The following is a 22,529-nucleotide window of genomic DNA, read 5'->3' as shown; positions in this document are numbered from 1 at the left end:
GAGTTGTAAAGGAAAGAAGCTTTTCAAAGTGGACAGTTTGGTTATAACTAGTATTAAAATTTCTCTATAAAATTAAAAAAGACATGCCAAAAATGACATGTCTTTCGCCTCTATCCGCGTAGTTAGACGCAGTAAGATAGATCTTCCCTTATTCCTTTTATTATATAAAGGCAATTTTATAAATATGTTATTTATGATAAGCTCGAGCGTATCTTTGAAGACTGCGGTATTTCCTAGGAAAAAACCGCATCATTTGTGATAACTTTCAGTGTATCTTTTAAGAGTGCGAAATCTATAATAAATTTATCAATAGAAATTATTTAAAATGTTTCGAGATGATTTCTTATTGATCTTTTTATTTTTTTATTAACCATTACAAAAATAATTGCAAGATAACCTATTATAGATATTAATGAAGTATCAATGCCGTATTCTCCTCCTGTAATAAGAATATTATTTGTATCTAAAATATATTGATACATTCCCCAATGATCATCCTGATTAGTGATATTGAACAATCCATTAATATTCCAAAACATATGTAAAGTAATTGAAGCCCAAACGCTATTAAAGGTCCATGCAGTAATAGCATACATTATTCCAGCGAGAGTTCCTCCTATTAATAACAAAAGGAGACTTGCTCCATGTAACTTACCGTTAAATAAATGAACTAAAGAAAATAAAATTGATGGTACAATTATACTTGCCAAAAATCCATACTGTTTTTCAAAGTATCCCATTAATATTCCCCTGAATATCATTTCCTCTAGTATTGGTGCTGCAACCCCAGTAATTAAAAACGCACTAAAGAACATTTCCATGTATTCAACAGGGCTTGAATAATGCGTCATTACCAATTTCCCGGGAATTAAAAAAATATATACCAAATCAACTGTGAGTATTAAGACCATTCCACTAATAAAACAAAGTCTATAAAGTCTTATAGGTAAGATTCTATACACTTCTAAATTACTTTTAAGAATCTTTTCAATAAACCATTTAATTAATATGTAAGACAAGAGTATATAAGTTAAAGCATGAAAAATATACTCGATACTCCAAATGCTCTTTATATGCCACAACATCGTGATATTTTGTATTAATACAGAAAATATAAAACAAGCAAGAACGGCCAAAATCACCTTAAAAAATTTTTTTAAACTCATAATATAACCTCCCAAAATGTTAGAGAGATTTACATCAATTTGAATAAACTTGTCCTATTGTTCCACAGATTATTAATAAGATAATAATAACTAGCCACCACTTTTCAGAGACAAACATCCAAAAATCCATATTCTGATTGGAATTTACTTCATTTTCTGATGCTACATAGTCACTTCCCAAAATAAGGTAGTCTGTACTAACAGAAAATAACTCTGATAAACGAATAATCATGTTTAAATCTGGTTCTGAAGTTCCTAGTTCCCACTTTGAAATTGTCTGTCTTGATACATTCAATTTTTCAGCTAAATCTTCCTGTGTGTAATTATGGTTATTTCGCAGAACTTTTATCTGTTTATTAATCATAAATGTAAATCATCTCCTGATATCATTTTAAGATTATTTTTAGTGACATTCCGTTACCAAACGGTAGCAATACCGCACGATATTATTGCACTTATGACACCTTTCATTGCATACGCTGTTTCAAATCGTTTATTTACCAAATATTCATCAATTTCATTTAAACATGTGTTGTTGATTCTCAATAAATAAAGTAGCCCTAGAACTAAATTTTACAGGACTACTTTACGATGAGAGTTATTAATTATTTTCCTTTGTGTTTCTGTTTTGCCTTCTTTCTTTTCAACATTCTCTTTCGCTCTTCAAAAGCTTCTTTTCTTTCTTTTGATAATTTCTTTCTAATTTTCTTATTCGTTTCATATTCTTTCTTCAAAAAATCCTGAGTCTTTGTTGAAAGTTGATACATTTTTCTTTCCTTTGATACTTTTCTTTGCAACCTTTTAGGATTTATTCGATTTGAAACCTTCTTGTCTTTGTATCCTTCTGTTTTCACATTATCAATTAAATATAGCAATTCCTGATGAATAAATTGATCTAATGTCTCTTTATCAGGATCCATTCCAAATACTCGCTCTACATAACAAATCTTCCCATCTTTCTCAAACTTAATAACACCAATATAAAATTGACCATTATGAAAAATGTTCATTTCCATAAATGGCACCTCCTCTAAATTTATTACGAATGAGGGACGACCCGAGGAGGGAAGGTTACTTACACTTTATCAAGTGCTATTGGACTACCAACCAATATTGTGTTTTTACATTCACTACTAAAATATCATTGAATTACTTATATTTCAAAATTATTTTTAATTTTAGCTTCTTATATACTTTACTCTAACGTCACGTCATACCTTACGATTAAAGTAAGGAGGTGATGACATGGAATTCTATCAGATGCCGTTGTTTAATAAAATATTGGTGAGAGATATTGAAAAAGCTGAGAAGTGGTATCGTCACAACTTAGGATTTCAAAGTGTTTTCAAATTTCGCAATGAAGAAAATGAAGTGATTATGTATCACTTACGATTGAAAAAATATCAGGATATCATGCTGATTCAGTCTGATGACTTTAAAAGTGGTAATGGTTGTTTCATCAATATTCTTGTTGATGATATAAAAACCATTGCACATTCTATTTCTGAGAAGTATGTATTACAATCGTTAGAACAGATGCCGTGGAATGCGATGGAAATGACAATTGAAGATCTTGATGGTTATCAAATAACGTTAACGGAATCGAATATTAAAAATGAGGATTTCGAGAAATTAATGAATAGTGTCTTAAAAAAATATTAAAAGTAAACGTAGCGACTTAATTAATTAAGCGCTACTTTTGCTCTTTACTTCTAGCAAATTCAGAATTAATTTCAAATTAAACACTGTTTACATTTAAAGTACTATAAACTATTCCTCAATTAAAAGAGCTCATCAATTAAAATATAGTATCTAATCTTTTGCATATCTAACTTGAAACCTAAAAGTCGTTCTAACTCATTCTTCAATTCTTCTTCATTAATATCTGTGTTATAAAGATAACTTCTATAACAAAGTGCTATATCTCGATAAGGATCACCTAGACCACCTCGTCCCAAATCAATATAACCAGAAACCTTGCCATTATTGACTAAAATATTCGGCATACATAAATCACCGTGCGTGTAGCTTATTTCTTCATCTGGTTGATTATCTTTCAACCAAGTTAATAACTCTTGAGGATCCTTAAATGCTTCAGGTCCATACGTATCTGGATTAGCATCTTCAATATCAACAAAGCCATTTTCAACATTATATTCAGCTTTCTTTATATAATGTTGTAGTCGATTATCTACAGGACAATTTCTGAAATCAATTTCTTTTAATTCATTTATTGCTTTCGCATATAGTTCAAGTGAATTATTAACTTCGTATAGCATCTCTCCATTTAATCGTGACATAAGTAAGTAACTAGTATCATTATTTTCACAGTGAGCAATTATCACTGGAACAGGTAAACGTCCTTTCAACCATTTCATTAGTTTTATTTCGTTTTTAGACTCTAATGATATGGGTTCTATCTTCAAAACATAGTCTTCAAAGATAATAACAGAGGAATGGGAACGACCAATATTATCAATTTTATAACTCTGATTTTTTATATATTCTGCAATTTTATTTGGTATGGCAATACTACCTATTTTCATGCTAAAACCCCCTAAGAATTTTTACATATCCTTTATACTCATAAATTCTGTCTACTACCGTTTTATGAATGTTCATTCTAACTGTCATGTTTCCAATAAAAAAATCGTATGGAAATAAGAGTACGAGTTAAATGGAGAAAATCTATTTTTTATACCATCGATTTTAGACTGAAGGATTCCATCAAGATACCGTGTGTAAAGAAATAATAAAGTTCTACATCGAATCTATGAATATTCAAAGCACTGTGTATAATCTAAAATTTCCATCAGAAATTACTTTTAGGATTTCCAATTCAAAAAATGTTGACAAAATATTCAATCAATTATATCATATGTTTAATTTAATATTACATACAAGGACACGATTTTATTTGGTCGATTAACAGAGAGGGAATAATTGCTGAGAGATTCCTAAATTAGATAATAAAATTACTACCTTAACAATAAATGATATGGAAACATGTCACGTTCATGTGCGTTAAACATGCTAGAGTGTCATCATTAATGATGGAATTTTGGGTGGAACCGCGGGTAATAGAAGACTCGTCCCTTTTTTGAGGGACGGGTCTTTTTATTATAAAAATAAAATTTAGGGAGAGATTTAAATGTCAAATCAACAAATTAGTATCAAATTTCCAGATGGAAGTAAAAAAGAATATCCCAAAGGAATTCTTGCAAGTGAAGTTGCAAAATCGATTAGTAATTCTTTATTCAAGGAAGCCATTGTTTGCCGCGTCAATGGAACCTTAGTTGATTTGACCTATCCCATCCATCAAGATTCAGAACTTAGTTTCTATAATATAAATACTGCCGAAGGTATTGAAGTGATGAGACACTCCACAGCACATATTTTAGCTCAAGCGATTAAACGAATTTATCCAAATGCACTACTATCAATTGGACCAGTTATTGAAAATGGTTTTTATTATGATATAGACTTAGATCAATCTATCAGTGAGAGTGACTTAAGTAAAATCGAAAAAGAAATGAAAAAAATTCAGAAAGAAAATCTTACATTCATTCGTTCTGAGGTATCTTATGAAGAAGCTAAGATTGTATTTAAAGATAATTCTTATAAAGTGAATATCATAGAAAGCCATAAAGAAGAGCAACTTTCAATATATCAACAAGGTGAATTTACAGACTTATGTACAGGTCCACACGTACCAAGTACTAAATATGTAAATCACTTTAAATTAACAAAAGTTGCAGGTGCTTACTGGAAAGGTGATAGTAATAATAAGATGCTTCAACGAATATATGGTGTAGCTTTTGCATCCAAAGAAGAACTAGATAATTATTTTGACTTCTTGAAAGAAGCAGATGAAAGAAACCATAGAAAGCTAGGTAAGCAACTAAAACTATTCATGTTTTCTGAAGACGCACCAGGAATGCCCTTCTATTTACCAAATGGTCAGTTTATTAAAAATAAAATGGAAGATTTTTTAAGAGAAATACAATTAGAAAGAGGATACCAAGAAGTTAAAACACCTTTGATGATGAATCAAAGACTCTGGGAAGCTTCTGGACATTGGAATCATTACCATGAAAATATGTATTTTACAAAAGTCGATGAAAATGATTTTGCATTAAAACCAATGAATTGCCCTGGTCATATGCTAATATTTAAAAATGAATTAAAATCTTATAAAGATTTACCACTAAGAATTGCTGAATTTGGACAAGTACATCGTCACGAATTCAGTGGAGCTCTAAATGGATTACTTCGTGTAAGAACGTTCTGTCAAGACGATGCACATATGTTTGTAATGAAATCTCAAATCCAAGAGGAAATTAAAAATGTATTAGAGCTTATTGATTACCTGTATAAAATTTTTGGATTCGAATATTCAATAGAACTATCAACACGTCCGGAAAAATATCTTGGAGATTTAAATCTATGGGAAGAAGCTGAAAAATCATTATCCAATGTTTTAGATCACTTGAATCTCTCTTATAGTATTAATGAAGGTGATGGTGCTTTCTACGGTCCTAAAATAGATATTCATATTAAAGATGCACTTAACAGAAGTCACCAATGTGCTACTGTACAGCTTGATTTCCAAATGCCTGAAAAATTCGATTTAACATATGTAAATGAAAACAATGAAAAAGAACCACCCGTAGTTATTCATCGTGCAATATTTGGATCACTTGATCGTTTCTTTGGAATATTGATTGAACACTTTAAAGGGGCATTTCCATTATGGATGGCACCAACTCAAGTGAATCTTATTGGAGTATCTGAAAATAATATTGAATATGTAAAACAAATTCAAAAAGTACTTGCACAGGAAAACATCAGAGTAAATATTGATAACAGAGACGAAAAGCTAGGTAAGAAAATTAGAGAAAGTCAAATGAATAAAATCCCTTACACTATTGTAGTGGGTGATGAGGAACAAAATAATAATTCATTATCTGTTAGAAAATACGGTCAGTCAGAGAATGTATCAAAAGATATCACAACATTTATTAAGGAATTGAAAAAGGAAATTAATAGCAAAGAATTATTAGTATAAAATTAAGTCAAAGCTTTATTAGCTTTGGACTTAATTTATGCTTATTATTCAAACTTATATTCACCCATCTTATAAAAATGTTCAATCTGCCATTTCTGACTAGCCATTGCAGTTTTATTCAAATCTTTGACCCCTGGCGGATAGACTCTAAAAGCCATTTTCCCTTTTGAATTATCTGCTTTGACAATACCTTTTTCGATTAGGATCGAAACAGGGAAAACAAACTGACTTTCATTATAGTCATCGAGAATATTAATTACAAGGTAATCGCCAATATCATCGTCATTAAAAGGTATATTTTTATTAAGGGAATCTTTCTTCCATATAGCAACGAAATATCCCGGTTTCTTAGGAGTTTTCTTTGCTAATCTACTTTTAAAATTAAAATTTCCACTTGAAATATTTAAACCTTCATACTCTTCGTTCCATTTGTCTTGTTTTATAACAACTTCTCTACCCTCAAAAATTTTATTCCATATATTATTGGATTCCAAAATAAAACCTCCAAAGATCACTAAGTGGATAATACTTATACCTAAAATGGTTCTTAAGAAAAGCTAATCATCTATTGATTATTATCTTTATTATTAAATGCGACTATCAAAGCAATAAATAATGGTATGAAAACAACAAACCAAAGATATTCCGACATTTCAAATACCCCTTACATATTAATTTGTATTTAAAGCCTCATTTAGCGCTCTAATAGAATCTGATATAGCTCTTTTACTTATCTCAGAATCAGGAACCATCGCTTCAAACTCATGGTATCCACCTGGATATAAATGAAACTCAACAGGTACGCCTGCTTCTGTTAATACTCTTACATAGTTCATCGTCTCATCTCTAAACGGATCAAGTGAGCCAACTGTTGTATATGTAGGTGGTAAATTGCTAAAGTCTGTTTCACGCATTGGTGCAGCATACTTAGGTGTCTCACCTTCCACGCCTTTCAGATACATAGACCAGGCAAACTGATTCAGTTCCTTGCTCCACACTCTTTTATCATTAAACTCATTACTTGAATATGTTGTACAGCTATCATCAATCATTGGGAATAACGGTATCTGAAACTTAATTTTTGGACCTTTACGATCTCTTGCTAATAATGACAAGGCTGCCGTTAGTCCACCACCTGTACTTCCTCCAACCACTGCAAGTCTATCAACATCAACATTAAGTTGGTCTTTATTTTCAACAATCCATTGAAGTGCTAGATAACAATCTTCAATTGCTGCAGGATATGGATTCTCTGGTGCTAATCGATAATCCACCGAAACTACAACACAGTTCACGTCTTTTACATATCGTGCACACTTAGCATCATTACCCTCTACCGAACCAAACATATAACCACCACCATGGATAAATAACACGACCGGTAATGTATCTGTTTGGTTCACAGGAGCATAGACTTTGAGCCTAACTTGTATATTCTCCTCATCATGCTCAGCAAAGTATTCGTTCTGCGTAATCGCTTCATCAATATAAGGTTGAATTAACAGTTTGTTAGCTGTTCGTATTGAAGGAAGCTTTTCTTCCGACAAATCCATCGGTGTCAGTTTCTTAAATGTTTCTAATAGTTCTTTATGTACTCTACTTTCCACTTAGACGACCTCCACTTATGTAATTCACCATACTCAGTAATACTTTCTGATTTTCAGCAGGGATATCATATGTCATAATATCTTCCTCTGTATTGTTTAAAACATTACCAGTTATATATTCACGATCCGCTTCCACCAAATCACTTAACGTCTCTTTTGTCGTTTCCATATGGAATTGTAATCCAATCACATTTTCATTATAGATGAAGGCTTGATTCTCACAATGGGTTGAACTGTATAGTCTTTTTGCTTTATCAGGTAATGTGAAGGTATCTCCATGCCAGTGCAATACATCTAACTGTTGTGGCAGGAATGAGTAATCATTAGTTTGTTTTTTAATAACACCAAATCCTACTTCTTTTCCTTTAGAGTTTGGGTATACTTCTCCACCAAGAACTTCTGCGATTAACTGAGCACCAAGACATATTCCAAGTAAAGGCTTATTATTTTTTATCAAATCTTTTATTAGTTCCTTCTCATGATTAAGCCACGGGATATCATCGTGTACACTCATCGGACCACCCAGCACAATAAGCATGTCGATATCCTTTTCATCAGGTAAAATATGATTGTTTTCATATAAGTTAATAACTTTTGCATTCAATGCTTCGAGAATACCTGGATTCTCAAAAGGTACGTGTTGTAGTATGTATATATTCATTCAATTGTTCCTCTCTGTTCTATTATTAATCATATATTTATTTGTACTTAAAATCGTCATACGCGTTCAACCCATGAAATAGTTGAATGACTCTTATAATCTATACACTAAAATATTTTTGATTAATATTTTTTTGAAAGTCTTCGATTTCATTTGATGTTATTTCATTTTTTATAGATAAAGAATTAATAATAGCTTGGCGAAATCTATAACTCTCTTTGTTCATTCTATTGTCCAATATTGTAAGTAGACCTACATCTGATTGACTTCTTATTAACCTACCTACACCTTGTTTAAGTTTAATTAACATTTCAGGTAATACAACTTTATCTCTATCGCCGATTCTCTGTATTTTGTTTTCAATAATAGGATCTGGTACTGGGAATGGTAATTGAACAATAATTAAGGAAGTGAGGTACTCTTTTTTCAAATCAATTCCCTCCCAAAAAACACCTGTCCCTAAAATTAGACCTTTTTCTTTTTTAAATTGTTCGATAATATCTCTTTGGCTCATCTGACCAGTATCTATAAATATTTTTTGGGGCAAATCATGATTTTTTATTAGCAAATCATAAATAATTTGAATATCTTTTTTTGATGTAAATAATGCAAGCGTTCCGCCTTTGTTATTGCAAGTTACCGTAGCAATATGATTTGCAATATTGTGATAATATGATTCGTTTTTTATATTATAATCTGGAAGGTGAGGAGGAATATATAAACGACTATGGTTATAGTTAAAATCATTTTCTAATGCATGCTCATAGTCACCTATTTTTTTATTTATATCAAATCCTATACTTTTTATTATGTAGTCATAACCTCCACTTTCTGCTTCCGGTACTCTGATAGTGGCAGAAACACAAATTACCGGACACTTTACACTTCTCGAAAATAAACTTTCCTGTAAATATTCTGACTGATTGTCAGGGCAAAACGACAAATCCACTTTGTTTTTATTCACTTCTGCCCATACAATAAATCCCTTTCTTTTTTTCTTCTCGATTAATAAGTATTTTTCAAATAATCTAATTCGGTTTAATTTGGTTTCAGTTATTGTTCTAAATCTATTATTAAAAGTATTGGTAGAAAAAATATCATATACATCAATCAATTCTTTTATTACACTATGTATTTCTAATGAATATAATGTGTCATTAATTTTTGTGCGTGCTTCTGTTACTCCCTCTTCTATACTAGACAATATTTTTGTTTTCTCTACTTTAATACAAGATCCTAACTCGTCAATTTGTTGTTTATTAGTTATTTTGTTATTATTATCTAAATACTTTTTTGTAACATTTAAAAGTTCACGTAAATCATCTTCGACTTTATCAAATCTAATATTATCTGTTACTGCTGTTCTTTGCTTTTCTTCTAAATTATGAACTTCATCTATAACTATCATACAAGGATCATTATAAATTAAACCATTGATAGAATTTTCAGTTTTCTTATAATGTGCTAAAAGTAAATCATGATTCACAATAATTACCTTTGGAATATAGCTACTATTTAGCCTTTCTATATTATTCTTATTTATACTTTGCCTCATGTTATAAAATATACAATCATGGCGATAATTACATTTATCAAACTTACATTCACCGATTTCAACAGTTTTCCAGTCAGACAAAGGGATTTTTAGTGGTTTTTGCTTAGTTGCGCCCTTTTTTATCTCTTCCAGAAGTAATGTTTTCTTCTCAAAAGATATATCTGTATTATTGGAAACTTTATATTCACATGCATAATTTTTTGTACCTTTACCAATAACAAACTCAACTTCGCAATCTAAAAGTTTTTTCGCAAGTAGTACATCTTCTTCTAACTGCTCTGTTAGTTGAATGGTAGAACTAGAAACTATAAGGGGTTTTTTAGTCATTTTAGAAATTAAAATGCCCGGCAAAAGGTATGCTAGTGACTTTCCGATACCTACTGATGCTTCGACGATTAGATTTTGATTTTTATCAAAAGCGTCTAAAATATGGTATATCAATGTCTCTTGCCCATCTCTATATTCATATCCCAGTAATTTCATATCTTCAAATAATTCTATTATTTTATTATAAATATCTTGTAATTCTATAATTACCACCTCATAAGAACATTTGTTCTCATTATATCATTTTTATGATATTGTTTTAATAATAGGCACATACTTTTAATTGTTATAATCTCTAATATGCTGCATAATTCATTAAAGTATTTATCTATACGTCATTAGTTAACTTTTGATGTAATCATACATTCTTCTATCCATACCTGAGTTACAGTAATTCCAATACATTGCAGAAGTAGTATAAGCTACTTCTGCTTCAACGAAATATTCTTTGCCTAAATCATATATCAATTTTACAATATCGTCTTTTATGTCAGATACGTTATGCATCATTTTTAAATACTCATCAATTTTTATTTCATAAAAGACTCTGAGCGTATCTCTATATCCATTATTTGTTTATTAGAATTAACTTCAAGGATATTACTTATATATTTAATTACAATACTAATGTAATTAAATTTTTGAACTTTCGATTTTGAATTAAATTTTCAAAAATTAATCATCACAATTTTTATCTCTTTGTAATTGGGCAAAGACAAATTATAAAGAATGATGTCATTTTATTCTTTTTTGATAATATAACTAATACTATTAATAATTACAATTCACATAGAGTCAAATTATTAATTTAAACATTTTTTTAAATTACTGTTTACTTTGGAAAAAATTAGATTTATACTTCGAGAGTAATATAATTTTCTTTGCTGAGGAGCACTCATAATGAATAAAAAGCTTTTATCTGTATCAATTGCATCAGTTATTATCTCCACATCTCTATCTAACATCATTTTACAAGATCACAAAATTGCACATGCTGATTCAACAACCCCCGAAAATACAACAGTAGATTTACAAAAGTATGATAAATACATTACAGTTTCTCAAGGAAAATATGTTGCCAATCTGCCTAGTGATACTCCTGCTGAAATAGTTAAAAGCATTAACAATTCATTAAAAACTACAAATGATAGTTTATCCGCTTCTGGCAATTTTATCGATCCAACAACAAAAGAAATAGTAAATGAAGCAAGCTTATTAGAAAGTTCTAAACGCCCTTCCCATCAAATTAAAAAATATTATTGGGGTGTAAAACACATCTTTAGAACTAATGCAGCTGTAGATTATCAAGCTGGAAAATGGGAATCAGCATCTAGAAGAATTCTACTTATGTCTTTAGTACCAGGTGTTGCCGTTGTTGGAATACCTTCTGCTGGCTATGCAGATTTATTAGCTCATGATTTACGTAACTACAATAGTGCACATCAAAAAAGCAAAATATATATGAATGTCACAAATTATTTCAAATATAGTTTCGGTATTTGGAAAGATTAATGCGATGAATAAATATTCTAAAGCTTCTAAGATAATCAATATATTATTTGTGCTTATAATTGTGTTGCAGATATATAAAATTATTGATTTGGGTTCAACCGGTATAAAGGTAGTTCTTTTATTAACGATATGTAACTCTCTTTTCATGTTGTTTTTAAAAAAAAATGTATCTAAACAGCACAATAATTTTTAAAAATTTAAATGTATAGAATCTGTTGGTTATATTAGCAACAGATTCTATATTTAATTCATTTAGTACCCATTATAATCAATAATTTTCGGAGGATTCATGAAAAAAACATCTGCATTTTTACTAGCTACATCCTTATATTTGTTAGTAGAAACAAATATAAGTTATGCTAATACTGGTACTTTGAGTAACTTTGTTATCAATGATGAAATAAAGAAATCTGAAACTAGAATTTCTCTAAAATCTCATAAACCGATTGACTTGGCTCAACCAGGTATTTTATCAAAAGATAGTTTAACTTATAAACAACTAAATTCGAAGACTACTTCTCCTGCCTATTTAGAAAGATCCGTCATTGGGCCTATCGATGATAGAAAAATAGTTAAAAATTTATCTGTTGACCCTTACAATCACATAACAAAAGTAGTATGTTCTTATACCGATAAATCTATCCAAGAGGGCACTGGTGTAATAATAAGCAGTGATTCAGTTCTTACCGCTGCACACCTTTTGTATGACATATCATCAGAAAAATTTGCAACAAAATGTGAAGTTGTAGTAGGCCTCACATCAAACACTACTTATAGTAAAGGGATGGGTTTAAGCAATAAATTTTTGATTCCAAAAAAGTGGATTAGTCCAAAGGTAAATAATGATAGTGATATAGGAATGATTAAATTAGATACAAAACTAGGTAATGTTACAGGTTGGATGGGTTTATCAACAATGTTGTTTAAAGGTGAAACACTTGAAACAGCTGGCTATCCAACTGATTTGAATAAAAATACAATGTATAGTACTAAAGGAAAAATGATCGATTATACTGACCACATTTTTTATCACGATCTTGATACATATCATGGACAGAGTGGTTCTCCTATTTGGAATAGTGCAAAACTATTAGTGGGATTACACACTACGTCTACTAGTCCAGATCAGACTTCAAGCGTATTAAACCAAAAGTACAATAAAGGAATCAAATTTACAGAAGAAACCTATGACTATTTACTATATTGGATGAATGCATATCCAGGAAGAATATATGGGGATTCTAAAGTTCAAGTTACTATTAATAAAGAGAACGAAAAAATTTGGAGTAACTTAGCACTTTCTCTACAAAAATCGTCCACTTCAGGAATGTTAGGAAAAGTATTTCAAGCAAAGTACTATTATAACTTACCGGATGGTAATAAATATCTTTCATTGTATGATAAAAATGACATATTATATGGATACATTAACGAAAAATTTGTAAAAGTAGAAAATAAGTAGGAGTATATCGAATGAAAAAAATTAAATTTATTCTTGTTTCCATTTCATTATTACTTATTATGATATTGGGGACAGTTTCTGAGGCCAATGCAAACCAGTTAAATATGGCAAATAAAGATTTAAAACTTCCGAACCTTACAAATTCAAAAACAGTTATTGCAATTAATAATCATACTTATAGTTATTATGGTGTTAATTTCCTCATGAGCAAATCGAACGTTATTAAAAAATGGGGTACTCCTAAATTAACTAAGACAGAAAAATATAAAAGAACTTCTTATATTTATGGTAAAAATAATAATGTCACCCTTAATTATCAATACAATAACAGTCGCCTAAGTATGATAACTATTAAAAATAAAACAACAAAATATGAGTATTCTAAGATTTACCCACTGTATAATAAGGATTTCAAAACAGTAACTAGAAATGGTAAAAAATATTTAGGAAATGGGTATGTGAATATTACTTTTGAGAAAATTAAAGGTAAATACTATGCTACTGAATTTTTATATTTATCTTATACAAATGATTTAGAGTAATTATTTGATTAATATATAAATTTACAAATAATAATTTATCAAAAAAGACCTAATATCTTATTTTATGAATAAGATATTAGGTCTTTTTAACTTTCATGCAAAAAATTCTCATTTTATAACACGCTTGTGCGTATCTCTAAAGGCTGCGATATTTTCTAGAAAATAACCGCATCATTTGTGATAACTTTCAGCGTATCGGTTAAGGAGGTGGTTAATTTATTTACCAAAAAAGACACATCATTTGATGTGCCTGCCTTTCTACTCTTCACATTGAAATATAGAATTCGCTTTATTCTTTTTATAAAATCTTAATAATCTTTGTCACCGTTAAAAATGGAATTTCTAACAACCACATAATCAACTGTACTGATTGCTTTTAAATCTTTACCACCAGCATATGAAATTGACGATTGTAAATCCTGCTCCATTTCCATCAATTTCTCTTTAAGTGACCCTTTATGTTCAACAAATATTTTTTTCCCTTCCACATTCTTACGCTCACCTTTTTGAAACTCAGAAGCACTACCAAAATATTCCTTATATAATTTACCATCTTTTTCAATGGTTTCCCCTGGAGACTCTTCATGGGCAGCAAGTAATGAACCGATCATCACCATTGAAGCTCCAAAACGAATTGACTTAGCGATATCTCCATGAGTACGAATACCACCATCTGCAATTAGAGGTTTACGTGCTGCTTTGGCACATAGTCGGAGCGCTGCTAATTGCCATCCGCCAGTGCCAAATCCAGTTTTGATTTTAGTAATACAAACTCGTCCTGGCCCTATGCCTACTTTTGTAGCATCGGCCCCTGCATTTTCTAATTCCCGAACTGCTTCAGGTGTACCCACATTTCCCGCTATTAAGAATGTGTTAGGAATATTCCCTTTAATATACTGAATCATATCAATAACTTGATCCGAATGGCCATGCGCAATATCAATTGTAATGTATTCCGGTGTCAGATTCTCTTTTACCAATGTTTCTATAAATTTATATTCATTTGGTTTCACACCTACTGAAATAGACGCATATAGTCCTTGAGATTGCATTTTTTTAATAAATGGAATACGTGCTGCTTCATCAAATCGATGCATAATATAAAAATAATGATTTCTAGCAAATTTTTCTGCAAGCTCTTCATTCATTACTGTCTGCATATTTGCTGGTACTACTGGAATTCTAAATTTTAATGGTCCAAATTGAATTGATGTATCGCATTCAGATCGACTTTTCACAATACATTTATTAGGAACTAATTGAATATCTTCATAATCAAAAACATCTTGCATCATAAAACCCTCTTATCTGTTGATTAATTAACAATAATCCAAGCTAATCTTAAATTATTTGTCCATCAGTCACAATACTACTTTTATTAATAAATGTAAAGAATATCATTATTAAATACATCCATTACAATGACGTCTAAATTTTTTTAATTAAGACATAAAAAATACAAAAATAAAGAGTTGCTTTTTAATATTACTGATATATACTTAAATCGTAATAATTACTATTTAGGAGGCCCCATAATGAAAAAATCTATTAGCAAATTAACAATAAGCTCTGCTTTATTATTCTCTGCTGTTGCTCCCCTATTAACTAGTCAAGCGCAAGCAGAAGAAACAATGTCACAAACAACTGTTACAGTTACAAATGAAAATGGTGAAAGTGTTTCCTCTGTTAAAGTTGAATTATTTAACAATGGTAAAAAAGTTGCGGAAAGTATGTCAGATGCGAACGGCAATGCAATTTTCACAAATTTACCCGACAAAGTATATTTAGATGCGAAAGTAGAAGGCATCAATATCCCTAATAATAAAGTTCAAAAAGGGACTGATTCACGTGTTTATGTTGAAAGTAGTGAACTAGCTGCTAAAAAAACAAAAGGTGTTACTTTTAAAGCATATATCCTAAACGAAAAATATCAATTCGTAAAAGGTAAGAAAGTTAAGTTAGTAGATATTACTAACAAAAGAATAGATTATGCTACGAAAACTGTTGGAAATTCAGGAATTGTTACATTCAAAAATTTACCAGACGAACATAACTTTGCTGTGTTTATCGATGGTAAAAACCAAGGTTATACAATCCGTGGCATCGAAGGATCAGTATTTGAAAGAACATTCTTCGTTAAAGGAAAAGGTACAGGAAAATATAATATCCCTACAAAACCTGCTGTCGTAAAAGTAATAGACGAGAACGGACAACCTTTAAAGAAACAAAAAGTTGAACTTTACCGTGGTAAAAATAAAGTTAGACAATCATTTACAAAAAATGATGGAACTGCATCATTCATCAATAAAATAACAGTAGGAACATACTATGATGTGTATGTAAATAACAAAAAAATAAATAATAAGTTTGCTGCTTCTGGTGAAAATGAAATAGTATACTTACTATCTCGCGAAATCCGTAAGTAGTAAAATATACTATATTATATAAATACGTATTATAAAATACCGTGTAAAATGTTATTTTTTGATTTTGACATTTTGTACGGTGTTTTTTATATGAAAATAATTTAAGATGAATATTCCTTATGAATAAATAATTATGATGAATATTATGATAAAAGGAGAAAATAATGAGAAGATTAACAATAGTTGATAGTTTAAGGGGGTTTAGTTTACTTGGTATATTATTTGCCAACCTTTTAATATTTCAGTTTGGAATAACTGGAGCAAAATATCCAGACTTTTATGGATTAAATACAATCGATAAAATACTTTTATATACAGATTATGTACTCATACACGACAGTGCAATGCCAATATTTTTACTACTATTCGGCTTCGGTGTCGTTAAAATGAGCGAAAGTTTAATGAGACAAAACAAATCAGTAAATCTAGTATTAATAAGACGCGGTATTATGTTATTTGTTATCGGGATACTGCATGCAATCTTTTTGTTCAACGGTGATATATTATCATTATACGGATGTATGTTATTATGTTTCTTTTGGCTAGTGAAAAGACATATTAAAGTAATGTATGCCATGATTGGATTGTGTATACTAATTATTCTTTGCATGGGGCTTTTCTCATATAATGATAAATCCGAAAACACACAATTGACAACACACAATCAGCTTAGTTTGAAGCAAGAGCAGTTTCTTTCTAAAGAAATGAAAGTTTATAAATACGGAAATACTTATGAGAGAAGAAAATTCTTCCAGACAGAAGATTACCCATTTACTTCAGAGGAAACAGAGTTATCCACAATATCAGCATTTATATCTATCTTTTATGTTCCTATCTTCTTTATTATGGGAATGATTTTTGCTAAAAATAATTTCTTTAGTGCGAATAATACAAAATTCATAAAAATTATGATTATACTTATGCCAATATTTCTATTATTTAAAAGTATCATGTTATTTTATCCACAAAATAGCTGGACAACTGATTTGGGGACTCTTTCTACTTACGCTGTTAGTTTAAGTTATATCGCTTTATTTATGTTTGTATACTATAGATATCAAGATGCAAAAATTTTTAATTACTTTGAGTCTGTAGGCAAGTTATCGCTTACAAATTATATTTCACAATCCATTTTTCATGCATGGATATATTATGGATTTGGATTACACCGTTTCGGAGATAATAGCTTTACATTATCACTTCTAATCGCGTTAATATTTTATATTTTACAAATGGTGGCTAGTCATAGATATATGCAACACTTCAAATATGGCCCACTAGAGTATCTTGTCCGTATGGTATCGTATTGGTCTTTGCATCCAAAAAAAGCAGTCTAGTATAGGACAAAAATCTGATATATTAGATGCCGCAAAATTTAATAACTACTAAGCGGATTTAATTCAAAAAAAACCGATAGTAGGACTATGATTATACTCAGTTAGAATTACTAGCTATACTTCCTCATATAAAAAAGCACTCCTATCCAATCATTAAAAATTCATTGGGCAGGAGTGTATTTTAATTCCAATGTTTATCTAAAAAATCTGAACGACCTGAAACTTGATGATTTTCTTGGTATCGTTGAGGATTTTTTTTGTAGAAATCTTGATGATATTCCTCAGCAGGGAAAAAATTTTTATAAGGAATCACTGGTGTAATTATTGGCGCATTAAATATTTTTTTCTCATCTAATTCTTCTATAACTGTTAAGGCTATTTCTTTCTGTTCGTTCGAATGATAGAAAATGGCAGGCTTGTAACTTTCTCCACGATCACCAAACTGACCCATTGCATCTGTTGGATCAAAGGTTTTAAAGAAGATTTCAACAATTTCTCTATAAGAGATCACCGATTCATCATAAGTTATTTGAACAGCCTCTCTATGACCTGTTGTATTCGAGCATACTTCTTCGTAAGTTGGATGTTCTTTGTGTCCTCCACTATATCCAGAAATGACTTTTTTAACACCATCAAATCTATCAAATGGTTTCACCATACACCAAAAACACCCACCGGCAAACGTTGCTATTGTCATGATTGTTTCTCCTCATATTATTTTTTTAAATATAACAATTGCTATATTCATAATTCCAATTTTAACACTTTATCTTGCTAAATCACCTTTTTATAAGTTTATCGAAAATTTTTTGTGAGTCAACCTATTAAAAATTAAATTGATTACAATTCATATTTTATATGAACTGTTTTTTTTATAAAGTTTTTAGCATTATTAAATCTCTTCTGTTCATCATCTGATAAATGGATATCATATACTTGAACGATGCCCTCATCGTTAATTAATGTAGGTAAACTAATAGCAACTTGCTCTTTTTGATTAAGTGAAGTCAAAGGAAAAATACTTTTTTCGTTGAGCACAATACTTCTAATGATTTCCACCGTTGATTTTGAAATAGCTGCGTTCGTCCATCCTTTATTCCTTAATACATTAAATGATACTTGGTCAATCTGTTCACCAATAAAATCTTTATCTATTCTTTCTTTGCCTGAAATACCTTCAAATTCATCTAGAGTCATCCCTGCAATAGATACTTTACTCCAGACAGGTACAGCATGTTGCCCATGCTCACCAATTACAAATGCTTCTACACTTTTAGGATCAATATTATAATGATCAGCAATTAAAGTCTTGAAACGTGCCGTTTCTAATAATGTTCCTGTTCCTATAATTTTGTGACGAGGATAACCTTCAGTTTGACTTGCCAGATAAGTCATGGCATCAACCGGATTTGTTACCAGGATAATAATTGCCTCTTTTGTCACTTTAGAAATCTGAGTCATAATACATTCAACAACGGAGATATTATTTTTAGTTAATGCCGTACGATCAGGCATATTAGGATTCATTGGAGCACTTGCCGTAACAACAATTACACTTGCATCCTTTAAATCATCATAACTGCCACTCTTTACATTAATATGATTCGTTGTGCTCAATCCTTGAGCATGTCGATGATCTAACGCTTCTCCCTCAGCAACGTTTTGGTTAGTATCAATCAAAATAATATCTGTGAATAAATTTAAATATTGTATATCAGTTAGTATTTGGCTCCCTACTCTTCCAGTACCTATAATTCCTAATTTCATTATCATTACCTCTTTTTTATTTATTATGTGATCTAGCTTAAAATCTTTGTTCATGCTATTGATCTATAATATATTCGCTTTATTAATAGATTAAGATATTATCCCATAAAGATTCTAATCTTGAATAATAGTTTATATCCTATCATAAATATTTTTAAAATTCTATTTATAGAAAATTTATTTAGTTTGAAGAATATACAAATGTTCTATATCATTATATTTAGATTATTAAGAACTCCAAAGAAAGGTGGAATATGATGAAACCGCAACTTAAAAATATACAGGCTTATGCAGCCGGTTTATCCGATGAGGCTCTGAAACGCAAAACGGGCTATAAGGGTAAATTCAGCCGTCTCGCATCAAATGAAAATCCTATAGGTCCTACACCGAAAGTTAAAGAAGTATTGTTACAGAATATCACTGCACTTAACTATTACCCAGATCCAGAAGCACTATCTTTAAAAGAAAAATTGGCTCAATTTTATAATATAACTCAAGAACAGATTTTTATTGGGGCAGGTCTTGACGAAGTTATCATGGCTATCTCTCGTGCAATGCTTGTCCCAGGTGGGGAAGTACTGACGAGCGAAGGAACGTTCATCCAGTATACAACACATGCACTAATCGAAGATAACCAACTAAAAGCTATTCCGTTAATAGATGGTCGGTTTAATTTAGAAGGCATTGTTGCTGCTATCAATGATAAGACTAATATTATCTGGATTTGTAATCCTAACAATCCTACAGGAACATATGTATCGGAACAGCAGTTAATAACTTTCCTTGACCAAGTTCCTGAGCATATCACCGTAATATTAGATGAAGCTTATTTCGAGTTCGCTTTAGCAGATGACTACCCTGACGGTGTATCATTATTAAAAAAATACACCAATCTTATCGTACTCAGAACATTCTCTAAGGCGTATGGACTTGCCTCTATGCGTGTAGGATATGCGATGACATCAAAGGAATATATAGATGAATTCAATAAAGTAAAGTTGCCATTCAATGTCACTACTCTCTCACTATTAGCAGCCGAAACAGCACTGGCTGACCAAGACTACCTGAATAAATATGTACAAGATAATAAAAGAGAGAGGGAACGCCTATTTTCCAAACCTTATAGTCATCATCTATTACCTAGTGAGACAAACTTTATTTTTATTAAAACTGATAACCCCCAAAGCCTTTTTAACACTTTTATTAGATATGGTGTTATCTCCAGACCCCTCCTATAGGGGTCCGTGTAACCATCGGTACCGAAGAAGATAACAAAAAAATTGATCAGGCTCTAACTGAGTATTTCGAAATATGAAAACTAAAATATGAAACATTCTTCTGAGCTAGCTGTTATAGTTAAAAATTATATTTTTTTGCTCTCTTTCATTATTCTTAAATAAAAAATCATATATAGTAGCTACAGATATAATCAACTACAAAACAAATCGTTTTATTTAAAAACAACAAAGAGAACGCAATACTCTATATCTTAATTTGAATGAATTGCGTTCTCTTTTAAAATTTTCAAAAGGTGCGTCAGAACGCTTTGAGTTAGTAAACTAAAGATAAAGTAATTAAAAAAGTTCTAAAGAAGAGTTAAAAGAGAATGATAAAGAAATATAGTTTTTTGATATAAGACACTAAAGATAGTCCTTCCATTTTCCTATGAAATCCAGGCAAAAAATTTATTGGAAAAATAATACTGCATAATGCTATAGATAATATCTTAACCATTATTTTCAAAAAAATTCTAACTTAAATTATCATAGGATTCAGTCCCTTATTTATAACTAAAAAGTGACGAGGAAACTTGGCAATAACTAGAAAATCTTTCAAATTTCAATGAAGGGTTCTAAAACTACATCGAGACTTTTATTCTCTTCAATTTCTTCTTTTACTTCTTTTATAACTTTAATACCTTTATCTTTTATATTAACTTCCACAACCCTATCATCATTTTTAGATCTTTTTCTATCAACCAAATCTCTAACTTGAAGTTTTTTGATATGTTGCGACATGCCTGTATTTTCACCAAATTTATACTGCTTTAATTCAGTAATATTAAGCTTCTTATTCTCATACAAAATTTGTAATATAAATAACTCTCTTAATGTAATACCATATTTTTTACAGATGAGCTCAAATTCATCCTCGATTTTATTTAATTTAATTTGAACCTCTAAAAAAGACCTTAATTTATCCAATATTTCCAATCTCCCACAATGAAATCTTTGCCTTTCCTTAGGCATTAACTATCACTTTATAAGCAATTATTTTAAAATTCTCTAGTCAAAATCTAATGTATAATTTAATGTTGATGATTTATTAATATCATTAAATAAACTATACTTATTAACTCTATATAATAAATAATGAATCTAAATACAATAATAAGAAAAATAGTGTAAATTAGATTTTGCATTCTTAATATAAATTAAAGTATTGTCATGTTATCAATATTAATATAGATTTGAAAAATTTAAGAACTTAAGGTGCGTATATTTACTCACTAGGTTGCTAATTTCTTTATCATTTTCGATTTCAACTTTGAGTCTTCCAAATAATTCGAGCCCTTCATTGGAAAGTTTTACTTTGACTACTCTCTCGTCTTTTTCTTGTCTCATTTTAGTAATCAATCCCTTTTTTTCGAGACTTCTAAGATTGACAGAAGCTGAAGACTTGTTCCAGAAAATATACTCATCTATTTCTGATACATTCATATCATCATATTTAAACAAAACTTCTAACAAATTAAATCCTTTAAAGTTATACTATATTTTTTAATAATACATTCTACTTTTTCTTCAACCTTATTGTTTAAAATACTAGTTTCTTTTAAAAACTTAAAGTTCTGCATTTTCATGCCACCGCCTAGATATAATCTTTTTTAAGTCTTAAAACATAGAGATAATAGTTATACTTAAAGTTGGATAAGTACGAATATTAATTTTTGTCATCTTAACATTATAAAAATTATGATTTTACTAAAGCCTCTTCGCATCGAACTGACCCCATTTAGTGAGACAAAATAAAAAAGCACTCTTGTTGAATTCATATTAAAATGAATTTGATAGGAGTGTTTTTATTATGAAAAGAGTT

22 protein-coding genes are annotated in these 22,529 nt (G+C 30.1%); 8 read left to right on the top strand and 14 right to left on the bottom strand.

The annotated features are described in order from the left end of the window. Window positions 1–320: 320 nt before the first annotated feature. From BHU61_RS07850 to BHU61_RS07840, 3 genes are all read right to left on the bottom strand, one after another. The gene (locus BHU61_RS07850; RefSeq protein WP_111715944.1) at window positions 321–1,166 is read right to left on the bottom strand and encodes a CPBP family intramembrane glutamic endopeptidase; all 846 of its coding nucleotides are present in this window, start codon (window positions 1,164–1,166) and stop codon (window positions 321–323) included. A gap of 34 nt (window positions 1,167–1,200) precedes the next feature. Beyond that, window positions 1,201–1,530 carry a helix-turn-helix domain-containing protein gene (locus BHU61_RS07845; RefSeq protein ID WP_111715942.1) on the bottom strand — a complete coding sequence of 110 codons (330 nt, stop codon included), beginning with the start codon at window positions 1,528–1,530 and terminating at the stop codon, window positions 1,201–1,203. A gap of 241 nt (window positions 1,531–1,771) precedes the next feature. Then, window positions 1,772–2,182, bottom strand: a complete 411-nt coding sequence (locus BHU61_RS07840; RefSeq protein ID WP_111715940.1) for a YjdF family protein — start codon at window positions 2,180–2,182, stop codon at window positions 1,772–1,774. A gap of 229 nt (window positions 2,183–2,411) precedes the next feature. Between BHU61_RS07840 and BHU61_RS07835 the strand changes: the two genes are divergently transcribed. Beyond that, window positions 2,412–2,828 carry a VOC family protein gene (locus BHU61_RS07835; RefSeq protein WP_111715939.1) on the top strand — a complete coding sequence of 139 codons (417 nt, stop codon included), beginning with the start codon at window positions 2,412–2,414 and terminating at the stop codon, window positions 2,826–2,828. 119 nt (window positions 2,829–2,947) lie between these two features. Here the strand turns inward: BHU61_RS07835 and BHU61_RS07830 are convergent, their stop codons facing one another. After that, a complete protein-coding gene (locus BHU61_RS07830) occupies window positions 2,948–3,712 on the bottom strand; it encodes an APH(3') family aminoglycoside O-phosphotransferase (RefSeq protein WP_111715937.1) in 765 nt (254 codons plus the stop codon). A 605-nt stretch (window positions 3,713–4,317) separates the two neighbouring features. On the opposite strand from BHU61_RS07830, the gene thrS reads away from it, so the two are divergent. After that, window positions 4,318–6,234, top strand: a complete 1,917-nt coding sequence (gene thrS, locus BHU61_RS07825) for a threonine--tRNA ligase (RefSeq protein ID WP_111715935.1) — start codon at window positions 4,318–4,320, stop codon at window positions 6,232–6,234. A 44-nt stretch (window positions 6,235–6,278) separates the two neighbouring features. Here thrS and BHU61_RS07820 read toward each other — a convergent pair whose 3' ends face one another. From BHU61_RS07820 to BHU61_RS13420, 5 genes are all read right to left on the bottom strand, one after another. Beyond that, entirely contained in the window at window positions 6,279–6,728 is a 450-nt protein-coding gene (locus BHU61_RS07820) for a MepB family protein (RefSeq protein WP_111715933.1), read from the bottom strand. 177 nt (window positions 6,729–6,905) lie between these two features. Then, window positions 6,906–7,841: an alpha/beta hydrolase gene (locus BHU61_RS07815; RefSeq protein ID WP_111715932.1), complete on the bottom strand. Its 936-nt coding sequence runs from the start codon at window positions 7,839–7,841 to the stop codon at window positions 6,906–6,908. Further along, window positions 7,831–8,502 (bottom strand): type 1 glutamine amidotransferase, encoded by a 672-nt coding sequence (locus BHU61_RS07810; RefSeq protein ID WP_111715930.1) that lies wholly within the window; start codon window positions 8,500–8,502, stop codon window positions 7,831–7,833. The genes BHU61_RS07815 and BHU61_RS07810 overlap by 11 nt, the downstream gene beginning before the upstream one ends. Window positions 8,503–8,602: 100 nt before the next feature. Then, window positions 8,603–10,597: an ATP-dependent DNA helicase gene (locus BHU61_RS07805; protein ID WP_111715928.1), complete on the bottom strand. Its 1,995-nt coding sequence runs from the start codon at window positions 10,595–10,597 to the stop codon at window positions 8,603–8,605. A gap of 129 nt (window positions 10,598–10,726) precedes the next feature. Further along, window positions 10,727–10,894, bottom strand: coding sequence for a hypothetical protein (locus BHU61_RS13420; RefSeq protein ID WP_170122505.1), 168 nt, complete (start codon window positions 10,892–10,894; stop codon window positions 10,727–10,729). Window positions 10,895–11,284: 390 nt separating this feature from the next. On the opposite strand from BHU61_RS13420, the gene BHU61_RS07800 reads away from it, so the two are divergent. From BHU61_RS07800 to BHU61_RS07790, 3 genes are all read left to right on the top strand, one after another. Then, the gene (locus BHU61_RS07800; RefSeq protein WP_111715927.1) at window positions 11,285–11,896 is read left to right on the top strand and encodes a hypothetical protein; all 612 of its coding nucleotides are present in this window, start codon (window positions 11,285–11,287) and stop codon (window positions 11,894–11,896) included. 289 nt (window positions 11,897–12,185) lie between these two features. Continuing rightward, a complete protein-coding gene (locus BHU61_RS07795; RefSeq protein ID WP_111715925.1) occupies window positions 12,186–13,358 on the top strand; it encodes a trypsin-like serine peptidase in 1,173 nt (390 codons plus the stop codon). Window positions 13,359–13,369: 11 nt separating this feature from the next. Further along, window positions 13,370–13,900: a hypothetical protein gene (locus tag BHU61_RS07790; protein ID WP_111715924.1), complete on the top strand. Its 531-nt coding sequence runs from the start codon at window positions 13,370–13,372 to the stop codon at window positions 13,898–13,900. 308 nt (window positions 13,901–14,208) lie between these two features. On the opposite strand, the gene guaC is transcribed toward BHU61_RS07790, so the two are convergent. Then, entirely contained in the window at window positions 14,209–15,192 is a 984-nt protein-coding gene (gene guaC / locus BHU61_RS07785; protein ID WP_111716232.1) for a GMP reductase, read from the bottom strand. A 243-nt stretch (window positions 15,193–15,435) separates the two neighbouring features. On the opposite strand from guaC, the gene BHU61_RS07780 reads away from it, so the two are divergent. Further along, the gene (locus BHU61_RS07780) at window positions 15,436–16,326 is read left to right on the top strand and encodes a carboxypeptidase-like regulatory domain-containing protein (RefSeq protein ID WP_111715922.1); all 891 of its coding nucleotides are present in this window, start codon (window positions 15,436–15,438) and stop codon (window positions 16,324–16,326) included. A gap of 164 nt (window positions 16,327–16,490) precedes the next feature. Further along, window positions 16,491–17,663, top strand: coding sequence for a DUF418 domain-containing protein (locus BHU61_RS07775; protein WP_111715920.1), 1,173 nt, complete (start codon window positions 16,491–16,493; stop codon window positions 17,661–17,663). Window positions 17,664–17,844: 181 nt separating this feature from the next. On the opposite strand, the gene msrA is transcribed toward BHU61_RS07775, so the two are convergent. Together msrA and BHU61_RS07765 are read right to left on the bottom strand one after the other, a co-directional pair. Continuing rightward, window positions 17,845–18,360 (bottom strand): peptide-methionine (S)-S-oxide reductase MsrA, encoded by a 516-nt coding sequence (gene msrA, locus BHU61_RS07770; protein ID WP_111715918.1) that lies wholly within the window; start codon window positions 18,358–18,360, stop codon window positions 17,845–17,847. A 143-nt stretch (window positions 18,361–18,503) separates the two neighbouring features. Further along, a complete protein-coding gene (locus tag BHU61_RS07765) occupies window positions 18,504–19,430 on the bottom strand; it encodes a lactate/malate family dehydrogenase (RefSeq protein ID WP_338066928.1) in 927 nt (308 codons plus the stop codon). Between the two features lie 257 nt (window positions 19,431–19,687). Here BHU61_RS07765 and hisC point away from each other — a divergent pair, with 257 nt between their 5' ends. Next, entirely contained in the window at window positions 19,688–20,668 is a 981-nt protein-coding gene (hisC, locus tag BHU61_RS07760; RefSeq protein ID WP_242444235.1) for a histidinol-phosphate transaminase, read from the top strand. Between the two features lie 594 nt (window positions 20,669–21,262). Here the strand turns inward: hisC and BHU61_RS07755 are convergent. Both BHU61_RS07755 and BHU61_RS13750 read right to left on the bottom strand, forming a co-directional pair. Beyond that, window positions 21,263–21,634: a MarR family winged helix-turn-helix transcriptional regulator gene (locus BHU61_RS07755; protein WP_170122504.1), complete on the bottom strand. Its 372-nt coding sequence runs from the start codon at window positions 21,632–21,634 to the stop codon at window positions 21,263–21,265. A 255-nt stretch (window positions 21,635–21,889) separates the two neighbouring features. After that, window positions 21,890–22,180, bottom strand: a complete 291-nt coding sequence (locus tag BHU61_RS13750) for a MarR family winged helix-turn-helix transcriptional regulator (protein WP_111715915.1) — start codon at window positions 22,178–22,180, stop codon at window positions 21,890–21,892. Window positions 22,181–22,529: the final 349 nt, after the last annotated feature.

Origin of the sequence: Macrococcus epidermidis (genome assembly GCF_003259695.1) — a bacterium.
GTDB lineage: Bacteria > Bacillota > Bacilli > Staphylococcales > Staphylococcaceae > Macrococcoides > Macrococcoides epidermidis.
This window is presented reverse-complemented; position numbering and strand designations above follow the sequence as displayed.